The sequence below is a fragment of the Coleofasciculus sp. FACHB-542 genome (assembly GCF_014695825.1).
Lineage (GTDB): Bacteria > Cyanobacteriota > Cyanobacteriia > Cyanobacteriales > FACHB-T130 > FACHB-T130.
The window spans coordinates 96869-108885 of record NZ_JACJPB010000012.1 but is presented as its reverse complement, the minus strand read 5'-3'; the positions used below and the strand labels follow the sequence as shown (position 1 = coordinate 108885).

The 12017-nt window shown below is 46.7% G+C and carries 9 protein-coding genes; 7 read left to right on the top strand and 2 right to left on the bottom strand.

All coding sequences use genetic code 11. The features are described from left to right. Nucleotides 1-2: 2 nt before the first annotated feature. The 7 genes from H6F52_RS26310 to H6F52_RS02585 all read left to right on the top strand — a co-directional run bounded on the left by H6F52_RS26310 (nt 3) and on the right by H6F52_RS02585 (nt 9915). On the top strand, nt 3-2624 hold the full coding sequence (locus H6F52_RS26310; RefSeq protein WP_190531723.1) for an ATP-binding protein: 2622 nt from the start codon (nt 3-5) through the stop codon (nt 2622-2624). 365 nt (nt 2625-2989) lie between these two features. Then, on the top strand, nt 2990-5815 hold the full coding sequence (locus H6F52_RS02610) for a GAF domain-containing protein (RefSeq protein ID WP_190531720.1): 2826 nt from the start codon (nt 2990-2992) through the stop codon (nt 5813-5815). Between the two features lie 282 nt (nt 5816-6097). Then, nucleotides 6098-6412, top strand: a complete 315-nt coding sequence (locus H6F52_RS02605; protein WP_190414447.1) for a metalloregulator ArsR/SmtB family transcription factor — start codon at nt 6098-6100, stop codon at nt 6410-6412. Between the two features lie 36 nt (nt 6413-6448). After that, a complete protein-coding gene (locus H6F52_RS02600; RefSeq protein ID WP_242033827.1) occupies nt 6449-7288 on the top strand; it encodes a phosphate ABC transporter substrate-binding protein in 840 nt (279 codons plus the stop codon). Next, a complete protein-coding gene (gene pstC / locus H6F52_RS02595; protein ID WP_242033826.1) occupies nt 7269-8123 on the top strand; it encodes a phosphate ABC transporter permease subunit PstC in 855 nt (284 codons plus the stop codon). Before H6F52_RS02600 ends, pstC begins: the two co-directional genes overlap by 20 nt. Beyond that, nucleotides 8116-9033: a phosphate ABC transporter permease PstA gene (pstA, locus tag H6F52_RS02590; RefSeq protein ID WP_190531718.1), complete on the top strand. Its 918-nt coding sequence runs from the start codon at nt 8116-8118 to the stop codon at nt 9031-9033. The genes pstC and pstA overlap by 8 nt, the downstream gene beginning before the upstream one ends. A 60-nt stretch (nt 9034-9093) precedes the next feature. Beyond that, nucleotides 9094-9915 (top strand): phosphate ABC transporter ATP-binding protein, encoded by an 822-nt coding sequence (locus H6F52_RS02585; protein ID WP_190531716.1) that lies wholly within the window; start codon nt 9094-9096, stop codon nt 9913-9915. On the opposite strand, the gene H6F52_RS02580 is transcribed toward H6F52_RS02585, so the two are convergent. Together H6F52_RS02580 and H6F52_RS02575 are read right to left on the bottom strand one after the other, a co-directional pair. Continuing rightward, nucleotides 9880-10395: a GNAT family N-acetyltransferase gene (locus H6F52_RS02580; protein ID WP_190427168.1), complete on the bottom strand. Its 516-nt coding sequence runs from the start codon at nt 10393-10395 to the stop codon at nt 9880-9882. The two genes, H6F52_RS02585 and H6F52_RS02580, sit on opposite strands and share 36 nt — an antisense overlap. 68 nt (nt 10396-10463) lie before the next feature. Next, entirely contained in the window at nt 10464-11594 is a 1131-nt protein-coding gene (locus H6F52_RS02575; RefSeq protein WP_190414486.1) for an RNA polymerase sigma factor, RpoD/SigA family, read from the bottom strand. Nucleotides 11595-12017 lie beyond the last annotated feature (423 nt).

Genomic DNA, 12017 nt, shown 5'->3' with positions numbered 1-12017 from the left:
CTGTGAAACAGCTCCAACTTTATACCCTACGCACTAAGCTGATTTTTTCTTTCCTGGGTGTGGCACTCCTCCCCTTAGCATTACTAGCCTTCTTGAATCAGCGAGCCACACAAAAGACGCTGACGAACAATGCTAACCAAACCCTCTTAACATCTGCTTCTCAAACTGCCCTGAGTATAGATGCTTTTATAAACTCGAATCTGGATGCTGTCCGGGTTGAAGCTCAGTTGCCAGTCTTCGCCAAGTACTTAAGTTTACCTGCTAACCAGAGACAAAGTATCGCTTCAGAAGTCGAGGGCGCTTTACGTTCGCTCAGCCGTAAAGATACTTTGAATATCTCGTCCTACGCGCTGCTCGATAGTCAGGGGCGAGATGTAATTGATACCTATACACCAGATATCGGTACAGATAAATCTGACCAGAATTACTTTCAGCGACCGTTTAAAACTGGCTTACCCTATGTCTCGCCCATTGTGTTTTCTCCAAGTACTAATGAGATCGGTTTGTACTTCAGTAGTCCGGTACGAAATGCGTCGGGAAATACTATCGGTGTCTTACGTATCCGTTATAACGCTGCTGCTGTCCAGCGATTGGTTAGTCAAAATACCGACCTAGTGAGAGGAAGCGCTTCCTTTGCGATTTTGCTAGACGAAAACCATATTCGTTTAGCTCACGGGAACTCACCTGAGTTAAATTTTAAATCGGTTACACCGCTCCCACCGGCTAAAGTGAAGGCTCTGCAAGCAGAAGGACGGTTGCCCAAGGGGAAAACGGCAGACTTTTCGACAAATTTGCCTGATTTTGAGCAAGGTCTAGATAACGCTGCAACATCCCCTTACTTTACAACCGCCTTATCCTCTACAAACAACGAGCCGAACGCAGCAGCAGTTACCAAGCTAAAGACGCGACCGTGGTTTGTGGTTTTTGTCCAACCGAAAGCGGTATTTCTAGCGCCTATCGAAGCCCAAGCCCGCGACACGCTGTTACTGGCTGCGATTATTGCAGGTGTAGTCATTATCGCGGCGATTACGATCGGAGAACTACTGGCTAAGCCACTGATTAATCTCGCTGGAACAGTGACTCAATTCACTGCTGGCAACCTCAATGCTCGTACTTCTATCCAATCAAAGGATGAAATTGGGGTGCTAGCGTTGAGTTTCAATGGGATGGCAGAACAAGTCGGTAAATTGCTTCAAGGCCTAGAAGAGCGTACCCGCGAACTGGAAGTTAGTCAGCACGTTACGGTTGCCGTCAGCGAGCTGTCGAAAGCGATTATAGACCCGGAAAAGCTGTTGCGCGAAGCGATCGCCCTCATGCAGAATCGCTTCGGCTTGCACTACGTGCAAATTTATCTGTTGGATCAAACCACGAATCAACTCATCCGGCGGGCTGACTCTGGCAATCAGGGTATGCTTGGGCATGATGAAAGCGCCTGTCTGTCTCTTGACGATCGCAGCTTAGTCGCCCTTGCTGCCCGAAAGCAGCAAACGATCTGGGTGGATAAACAGGACAGTGCAGGGCTAGCAGGAGACTTGAAACCCATCCAAATGGGTTCTTCCGCAGTGGTGCCCTTAGTTGCTCGTGGGGCGCTACTAGGAGTGCTGGACATTCAAGACAAGGAAAGCGATCGCTTCAGTCAAACGGATCTAGAGACGTTCAACACCCTCGCCGGACAAATCGCCACGGCTTTAGAAAATGCCCGCTTGTTTGAAGAAATTCAAAAGGCTGAAACCCAATACCGAGACAAAGCTCAAGAGTTACAACAAACTCTATCTGAGTTGAGACAAACTCAAACTCAATTAATTCAAACTGAAAAAATGTCTAGTTTGGGTCAACTGGTGGCTGGAGTTGCACATGAAATTAACAATCCAGTCAACTTCATTTATGGCAACATCACTCCTGCCAATGAATATCTGGAAGATTTGCTCAAACTCTTAAAGTTGTACCAACAATGCTACCCCAATCCTACCCCGGAAATTCAAGACTATATCGAAGAAGTCGAACTCGACTTCCTGCTCCTTGATTTTCAGAAAATTCTATCTTCCATGAAGTTTGGAGCCGAACGGATTCGTCAAATTGTTCTATCTCTAAGAAACTTCTCCCGTTTAGATGAAGCGGAGATGAAAGCCGTTGACATTCATGAGGGTCTTGAGAATACGCTAGTAATTTTACAGAATCAATTAAAAGATAAGCCGGGACATCCGGAGATTCAGGTGATTAAAGAGTATGGCAATTTACCTTTAGTAGAATGTTATGCCGGACAACTAAATCAAGTGTTTATGAATTTACTTACAAATGCAATTGATTCTCTCGATGAGTTTAATCATAAACGCTCGATCGAAGAAATTAAAGGCAATCCCGCTACCATCTTGATTCGCACCAAAGTCGCAGGGAACAATCAAGTAGAAATCCGAATAATTGACAATGGTTCAGGGATTTCAACTGAGGTTCAGTCAAGACTTTTCGATCCTTTCTTCACAACGAAAAACGTTGGCAAAGGGACTGGGCTGGGTCTAGCGATTAGCTACCAAATTGTAACCGAAAAACATGGGGGACAGTTGGAGTGTACTTCAACACCCGGGCAAGGGGCTGAGTTTGCTATCAAGATTCCAATTAGAGTTTAAGCTAACAAATCTTCATCAAGCGCGATCGCACTGACGAGAAAGTTAGAAACCTTAGCTGGATAGAATTTTAGCAACTCATTTTCTAAAAAATCCCTAAATCTACAGCATTATTTTAAAACCCGATTTCAAAATCGCTCGAAAACATATATATAGCAATCCTATTTTAGTTGTGAGACAAACCTTCAGATCCTAACTTCTTTCTCGAAGTCGGGAATCGCACCTTCACGAATCATTTTAGATTGGTATAGAAACTAATTTTTAAAAAAAGTTCCATATTTTCACGTATGGCTGAACTTAGTCAGTACACCGAAAATAGATACAGTGCGGAAAAAGGCACAAATATTATAAGCGTAGTGGATGAAAAAATGACCATCAGTAAAAATACGCAAGTTTTAAAGCCAGAATTACAGTCAGAATTAGAGCGGGAAGGATTGCTGCACCGAATCACTAACCGGATTCGTCAATCCTTGGAATTACAAGAAATTTTAATCGCAACGGTGGCAGAAGTCAGTTCGTTACTAGAAGCAGACCGAGTCATGGTCTATCGGTTTCATGCTGATGAAAGTGGAGAAGTGATTGCCGAATTTATTTATAAAAATCGCCTTCCGTCTTTAAAAGGTTTGAACTTTCCAGCGGATGACATTCCTCCCCAAGCACGCGAACTCTATCAGAAAGTGCGTCTGCGTTCGATTGTGAATGTTGCGTCAGGACTCATTGGTTTATCGCTAATGGATTCTCCAGAAACCGGAGAATCCCTAGAAACCAGAAAGATCCACTATCGCCCTATAGACCCTTGCCATGTGGCATATCTCAAAGCAATGGGCGTGCAGTCTTCTCTGGTGGTGCCGATTCTGCATGGCGATCGCTTGTGGGGGCTTTTAGTCGGTCACTACTCGCAACCGCAAGTAATCTCAGAACGGGAACTGGAAATTGTCCAGATGGTAGCCGATCAAGTGTCGATTGCGATCGCTCAATCTACTTTACTCACCCAAACCCGCGAAAAAGCTCAGCGGGAAGTCACGCTTAACCGTGTCGCTACCCTGCTGCATACACTCCCTACCATTGAGCTGCAATCCGCCCTGGAGGAAACCGTTAGGGCGCTGCAAGGTTCGGGTGGCAGACTGTACATCGCCCCAGAAACTACTGGCTTGTCAGCGATAGTGTACACCTGTGGCGATCAATTGAAGCTCGTAGAACCGGGAGTGGTAGCAGTACCTGCCTCATCCGTTTTAATTGAGCAGCATCCTCTGTGGCAAGAATGGTTAAAAGGCGGAGCAAATTTAAACCCTGTCGCTACCGCAAATGCTAGGGGTAGCAGTGGCATCATTGCGATCGCTGACTTGTATAAACAAACGTATTTACAATCGATTGAAACTGTATTTCAATCTACTTTGATTCGAGGCGTGTTGATTGTACCCCTCCAACACCGTCAACAGTTGGTCGGATACTTGACAATTTTTCGAGATGAAATTGACACAGAAACCTTATGGGCTGGGCATTTTGACCCGGATGCGCGACAAATTCATCCCCGGAAATCTTTTGAACTTTGGCGACAGCTAAAAAGAGGCCAATCGCGCCAATGGACTCCGGAAGAGATTGAACTCGCTGATACTTTAGGCGATTGCTTCTCAATGGCGATTGAGCAGTATGGACTGTACCAAAAGGTGCAGCGTCTGAATGCCAACCTCGATTGTCAAGTCCAAGAGCGTACAGTCAAGTTACAACAATCTTTGGAGTGGGCAAGCGTTCTTAAGCAAGTCATCGACCAAATCCGCAGCACTTTGGAGCTAAAAACAATCCTGCAAACCATCGTGCGCGAAGTCCGAAACCTGTTAGATACAGATCGAGTGATCGTTTACCAGTTCACCCGGCGTTGGCAAGGCCAGGTGGTTGTCGAAGAGGTCACTGGCAAAACAAAATCGATTCTGGGGCAGGTATATGACGAGAACTGCTTTCCCTTAGAGTACGCAATCTTATACCAGGGGGGACGGGTTCGGGCAATGAACGACGTGCATCAAGCTTCTTTGCAAGCTTGTCATGTCGAATTCTTGGAACAGATTCAGGTGAAAGCCAATTTAGTCGTCCCGATTCGCAGAGGGGAGCAATTGTGGGGGCTACTGGTTGCCCATGAGTGTCATGCGCCAAGAGTTTGGAAGGCGGAGGAAGTCGATCTGCTACAACAACTTGCCGATCAAGCTGCGATCGCGATTCAGCAAGCCGAACTCTACCAACAGCAAGCGGAATTCCTCGCGCAAACCCAGCAGCAAGCAGAACAACTCTCTAGTGCCCTCCAAGAGTTACAGAAAACCCAAAGCCAGCTAATTCAAACCGAAAAAATGTCGAGTTTGGGTCAACTGGTTGCCGGTGTCGCTCACGAAATTAATAATCCGGTTAATTTTATCTACGGCAATATCAGCCACGTTGATGAGTATACCCAAGATATGCTCAAACTCATGGAACTCTACCAACGTCATTACCCGAATCCCCATCCTGAAATTGTGGATCGAGCAGAGGCGATTGACATCGAGTTCCTGACTTCGGATCTTCCGCAGATGCTCTCATCAATGAAGGTTGGAGCTGATCGCATCCGCCAGATCGTTCTGTCTTTACGCAATTTCTCCCGGCTGGATGAGGCTGAGCGGAAACCTGTCGATATCCACACGGGCATCGACAGCACTCTGTTAATCTTGCAACATCGACTCAAAGCCAAGCCAGACCATGCCGAGATCGACGTGGTGAAAGAGTATGGAGACTTACCGCCTATCGAGTGCTACGCCGGTCAGATGAATCAAGTTTTTATGAACGTGATCGGTAACGCCATTGACGCTCTAGAGCAACGCGATGAAACGCGATCGCTGGAGGAAATTAAAAACTTACCCAGTCAGATTACCATTCGTACTTTTCTGATGCAGGACAACCCAGCTGGTGTCTCCCGCGTTGTTATTCAGATTCGTGACAATGGCCCTGGCATGAGTCCAGGCGTGCAGTGCCAAGTTTTCGATCCCTTTTTCACCACGAAGCCAGTTGGCAAAGGCACAGGTCTGGGACTTTCCATTAGCTACCAGATTGTGGTCGAAAAACACGGCGGTTTCTTTAAATGTATGTCCCAACCCGGTCAGGGTACTGAGTTCTGGATAGAAATTCCCCTGAAGAGCCAGTTAGCACAAAGCGGCTCTAGCAATCCTATTTGAGTTTTAAGATGCCAGCTCTTGAGACCCCCGACTTCTCTCCCGAAGTCGGGGGTCTCGCCTTTAGGAATCATTTAGGAGTGCTATAGAACAGCTTGCACTTGGGAACCTCTCCTTGGGAAGGAGGTTAGGTTTTTCAGGTAAAAATCTAAATTTTCCCCACAACCTCAGCATCGATTAAGAAAAAATTAAGCTGGTATTAATAAAAGATTATTGATATAAATATAGGTTGATATCAATCCAGGTCAAGCCTGGGTTAATTCCCAACTTCACACAGGTGAATCCATGAGTACCCAAAAAGTCTCATCGCAGTCCTTTTGTGCCCAAAAACTGAAAACTTTGGCAGATTCAACGCGGCTTGAGGTTTTAGAACTGCTGATGAGTGGCCCTAAGCACGTTGGCGAGATGAATGCGGTGCTGGGGTTGCAACAGAGTTTGCTATCGCATCATCTAAAAGTTTTGCGAGAAGAGGGTTTTGTGACGGCGACGCGAGATGGCAAGGCGGTGCTTTATCAGCTAGATCCTGCAATCCAGAGGACAAATGCTGGTCGGGCGATTGACTTGGGATGTTGCCTGGTTTCGTTTGATTCCAACACCTAAAAAACTTCAATTACATAACTGATGAAGAATCTAAGAATGCTTGCGCCGCTTTCTCTAGGGTTAGCTGCCTGCTTTTGGCTGCAATCTTGCGGGAAGCCTCCAGAAGGGGCAACCCAATCATCCGATAAGTTACAAGGCAAGCTGGTTTTGACGGGATCGAGTACGGTAGCACCTCTGGCGGCTGAGATGGCCAAGCGCTATGAAACTCAACATCCGGGAGTCCGGATTGACGTGCAAACGGGCGGATCTTCGCGGGGAGTCGCAGATGCCCGCCAGGGGGTGGCGGATATTGGGATGGTTTCCCGAAGCCTCAAAGACAGCGAGAAGGATTTGCAAGCTTTTATGATTGCTAACGATGGCGTCTCGGTCATTCTCAATCAAGACAATCCAGTTAAAAATCTGACGGACAAGCAAATTGTCGATATCTACACCGACAAAATCAATAATTGGAAACAAGTCGGCGGGAAAGATGCCCCAATTACGGTGGTCAATAAAGCTGAGGGTCGATCCACGCTGGAACTGTTTGCCGACCACTTCAAATTAAAGACAACCGATATTCGTGCCGATGTGGTGATTGGCGATAACGAACAAGGAATCAAAACCGTAGCAGGGAATCCCAACGCGATCGCTTATGTCTCTATTGGTTCAGGCGAATATGGTGCTACTCACAATACTCCAATCAAACTGTTGCCAATAGAAGGAGTAGACGCCTCTATTGCTAACGTCAGCAACGGTAAATTTCCGATTTCTCGCCCTCTTAATTTGGTAACAAAAACCACACCCGCCGGATTGCAAAAAGAATTTATTGATTTTGCCCGTTCTCAAGATGTGCAAGACATTGTGAAGGAGCAGTATTTTGTCCCAGTCGCGAAATGAAGCCATCCTCGTCTGGATGTTGCGGGGAATGGCGATTATTTCGGGCGCGATCGCGCTTTTAATCCTGCTATTCCTGATTTGGGAAACCTTACCCATCCTGCAAAATATCGGACTGACACGCTTCTTCAAAGACCCCTCCTGGCATCCAGTTAGCGAAGAATTTAACCTAATGCCGATGTTGTGGGGGTCGCTATTTGTGACGGCGGGATCTGTGCTAATCGCAACCCCTTTAGGGATTCTCTCAGCAGTTTTTTGCCACTATTATGCACCTCCCGCATTAGCCAAAATTTACCGAGGCTTAATTGAGCTTTTAGCAGGGATTCCCTCAGTCGTTTATGGCTTTTGGGGTTTAGTCGTACTGGTGCCAATTATTGGGCGGATGCACCCACCGGGACCAAGTTTATTGGCCGGGATTTTAATCTTAACCCTGATGATTTTGCCCACCATTGCCTTAGTAGCCGATGCCACCTTTACCAACGTGCCCGCACATTATCTGCGGGGTGCGGCGGCGCTGGGATTGGGACGCTGGGCAATGGTGCGTGGTGTGGTTTTTCCAGCAGCAAAATCAGGGCTATTAACGGGGATTATCTTGGAAACGGGACGGGCGATTGGCGAAACAATGGCGGTGCTAATGGTTTGTGGTAACGTCGTGCAGGTGCCAAAGGGTGTATTTGAGCCAGTGCGGACGTTGACAGCAAATATTGCTTTAGAGATGGCTTATGCCGTGGGAAATCACCGCGCCGCCTTGTTTGTCAGCGGGTTGATATTGATGGCGATGATTGTGGTTTTAGTCGTTGCTGCCGAAATGATTAATCAAGGGCATCTTTATGAGTGAATCCTTTGAGAAGACAAACTTACAAAAACAAAAGGTGCAAGAAAAAAACAATTTTTCGCCTTTTAATTGTTTGCCTTATTCCGAATTTATTTCCACAGCAATCGTCTGGGGATCTGTCGCTTTAATAACAGCTTCGCTATTGTGGCTATTAAGCGATATTTTTATTTCTGGTATCGGTCAAATTAGCTGGGACTTTTTGACAACCGCACCGCGTAATGCTGGACGAGATGGAGGAATCGCATCTATTTTAGTCTCGACAGCGCTAATTGTAGGAGTATGCATGGCGGTTTCAATTCCGTTGGGAGTAGGGACTGCGATATTGCTGGCTGAATTTACCTCAAACCAGAGTATTTTAGGGCGGTTAGTGCGACTGAGTTTGGATGTTTTAGCAGGCATCCCTTCAATTGTTTTTGCTCTTTTTGGGAACGCTTTCTTCTGCAAAACTTTGGGAATGGGCTTTTCGATTCTTTCCGGTGGGTTGACGCTGGCGTGTATGGTGCTGCCGATTTTGATTCGCTCAACCCAGGAAGGTTTCCGAGGCGTACCAGATGACTATCGACGTTCGGCGGCGGCGCTGGGACTCTCGCGTACAGCAACATTATGGGAGTTACTGCTACCAGCCGCAATGCCTGGATTAGTTGTGGGGTTGCTGTTAGGTTTGGGAAGAGCGATCGCTGAAACGGCTGCTTTAATCTTTACCAGCGGTTATGTCGATCGGATGCCAGAGTCGTTGTGGGATTCCGGGCGATCGCTCTCGGTTCACATTTACGATCTCGCTATGAACGTCTCTGGCGGCGAACCAAATGCCTACGCCTCTGCTCTCGTATTAGTCAGCTTTCTATTACTCATTAATGCTGCAATCTCTTGGCTAGCAGAACGGTTTCGGCAATCCCGAATTTGGGTAGCGTAAACCAAGCTTACCTCGCGTTCTTTTTTTGCGTACTTCGCGTCTTTACAGTTTAAATTCTTCATGAAACACACGACAAGCGAAATTAGAATTCAAGAGAAAACTTCAGCCTCACTTCCCAGTAATGCCCCAGAAATCAAAACCGAGAATTTAAGCCTTTCTTACGCGAATAAACCCGCATTTAAAGATGTCACTCTCTCTATTAAATCGGGTGAAATTACAGCCCTAATTGGCCCTTCCGGTTGTGGCAAAACAAGCTTTCTCACTTGTCTAAACCGCCTTACCGATTTAACCAACAACTGTCGGTTAACAGGGCGGATTCTGCTGGGGGAGCGAGATGTGCAAGAAATCGATGTGATTTCATTGCGTCGCCGAATAGGAATGCTATTTCAAAAACCCAATCCCTTCCCACTTTCCATTATCAGAAATCTTGAATTTCCGCTTAGAGAACATGGAGTGAGGAATCGAGAAAAAATCGATGAAATTGTCGAAGATGCCTTGCGCGATGTCGGCTTGTGGGATGAGGTGAAGGACAGGCTGAAATCTCCTGCCCTTTCCCTTTCTGGCGGACAACAACAACGGCTATGTCTCGCCAGAGCGATCACCCTCAAACCCGATGTTCTCCTGATGGATGAGCCTTGCAGCGCCCTCGATCCCCTTTCTAGTGAAGTCGTAGAGGATTTAATCGTCAATCTGCGCGGCAAATATACAGTCCTCGTCGTCACTCACAATCTGGCACAGGCAAAACGGATTGCGGATGATGTGGCGCTGTTTTGGGTTCAGGATGGTGCTGGACAATTGATCGAATCTGGTTCGGTTGAGCAGATTTTTGAATCGCCCCAGCACCCTCTAACGGCTGCCTACGTCACTGGCAGAAGGGGTTAGTGCAGCCATACTCACGAGAGAATCGCCCGTAACGCGGCAAATCCGCCAGTCGGGCAAAACGTCAGCACCCATGCGTTCGTAAAATGCGATCGCGGGTTCATTCCAATCTAAAACGCTCCACTCCAATCTCCCGCAGCCGCGAGATACAGCCAACTGAGCAAGGTGGGTGAGAATCGCCTTCCCGATCCCCTGACGCCGATATTCTGGGAGTACAAACAAGTCTTCCAGATAAATTCCCGGCTTAGTGAGAAAGGTGGAATAGTTATGAAAAAACAGGGCAAACCCCACGGCTTGCCCCGCATATTCTGCTAGAATTGCCTCTACATAAGGCTTAGAACCGAACAGATGCTCTTTCAGGGCGTCCGTATTGCCTGTGACAGCGTCAGAGAGTTTCTCATACTCCGCGAGTGCTTTAATTAGCCCAAATAGCACCGACGCATCTCCAGGCTCTGCTGGACGTAAAATCAATTCAGTAGTCATTCGTCATCAGTCAGCGATCGTTTGGTCAATCATAAAACGAATGACTAATTACCGATCGCCAACAACTTTTAGGTGAGCCATCCTTTCAAGCGTTTGGCAACCTGGGGACGCCGCAGTTTCCGCATCGCTTTACTTTGAATTTGACGCACTCGTTCGCGGGACAAATTAAATAGACAGCCCACTTCTTCTAACGTGTAGGGTTCGCTGCTGGTTAAACCATACCGCAGAGAGATAACATCTTTTTCCCGATCGGTGAGAACGTCGCCTAACACTTCCCAAATTTCCTGGCGCATCATGGCTTCGCTCATCTGCTCTTCAGGAGATTGATTATCACCATCTTCGAGCAGATCCATCAGTTCCGTCTCTTCTCCCTTCCCGATGCGATGGTTGAGAGAAAGCGATCGCCTTCTAAGCTGCAACAACTGACGCAACTGCGAAGCCTCAATATCTAAAGATTGCGCCAGTTCCTCTTCTGTCGGATTGCGATGCAGTTCTTGCTTGAGTTCTCGCTGCGCTTTTTTGAGCTTATTTAACTTCTCGACAATGTGAATCGGCAATCGAATCGTGCGCGCATCGTTAGCGATTGTCCGCGTGATTGCTTGCCGAATCCACCAATAGGCATAGGTAGAAAACTTATAACCTTTGTCGGGATCAAACTTTTCTGTAGCGCGATTTAATCCCAGCGCCCCTTCCTGAATTAAATCGAGGAATTGAACACCTCGGTTCAAATATCGTTTAGCAATAGAAACAACTAATCTCAGGTTCGAGCGAATCATCTTCCGTTTCGCCACCCGTCCGCGATACAGTTGATGTTCCATCTGCCGTTCCGAAAGCCCATCTGCTGCTGCCAGTTCTGCTTTCGTGGGAGCGCGATCCAACTCTTTTTGTAATTTTTCTTGGAGCGCTTCTATCTTGACTAAATATTGGACGCGATGGGCTAACTCGACTTCTTCATCTGGTTTCAGAAGGGGATAGCGTGCCATCTCCTTAAAAAACGCTCCTACAGTATCATCGGAGACAGTTTTGCGGTATTCAGAGGGGCGACCACCGGCTAATTTATCAATTTCGTCTGAAATTTCATCTTCAACACTGACGATTTCTATTTCAGTGGTTTCTTCCATTTGCTGGTCGGTAATATCTACAAAATCCCGATCGGATGTAGATTCCACGTCGCTTCGGTTCAAGTCAGCAATATTCATAGCAAGGTCTGAGTCGGTATTGGATAAAGCGAGTTGATGGGAACGGATGCTCTCTTTGTACATATCCATGACGGACTGAAGACAGGCTCTACGAGCATAGACTCAAGGGTCAACTTTATTTTTACTGTCTGCATTCTTTGCTAATTTTGAGCTTCATTTATCCGCTCGTGGCAACACCAGATCGGGTACCCGCTTTGGAACACTCAAAATTTATTCAACCTTTCAATTTACAAATAGCTTTTTAAGGCTACCAGAAAATAGTTTTTTGATTGTTTTCCTGATTACATTTCTCGATTACAGAATCTAGAAGCGCTTTAGATTGGGTATGCGTCTTAAGAAAAAATCAGGAAACATGAAGGTGATGCCCTAGTCTATTAGAAGCTTGCCGTCAGCTGTGATGCCGTAGATAAATTTCAATTAAAT

Excerpts from the sequence above, each read along its gene's own strand:
- H6F52_RS02610 (WP_190531720.1), top strand. The coding sequence starts at position 2,990 with ATGACCATCAGTAAAAATACGCAAGTTTTAAAGCCAGAATTACAGTCA.
- H6F52_RS02605 (WP_190414447.1), top strand. The coding sequence starts at position 6,098 with ATGAGTACCCAAAAAGTCTCATCGCAGTCCTTTTGTGCCCAAAAACTG.
- H6F52_RS02600 (WP_242033827.1), top strand. The coding sequence starts at position 6,449 with ATGCTTGCGCCGCTTTCTCTAGGGTTAGCTGCCTGCTTTTGGCTGCAA.
- pstA (WP_190531718.1), top strand. The coding sequence starts at position 8,116 with ATGAGTGAATCCTTTGAGAAGACAAACTTACAAAAACAAAAGGTGCAA.
- H6F52_RS02585 (WP_190531716.1), top strand. The coding sequence starts at position 9,094 with ATGAAACACACGACAAGCGAAATTAGAATTCAAGAGAAAACTTCAGCC.
- H6F52_RS02580 (WP_190427168.1), bottom strand. The coding sequence starts at position 10,395 with ATGACTACTGAATTGATTTTACGTCCAGCAGAGCCTGGAGATGCGTCG.
- H6F52_RS02575 (WP_190414486.1), bottom strand. The coding sequence starts at position 11,594 with ATGAATATTGCTGACTTGAACCGAAGCGACGTGGAATCTACATCCGAT.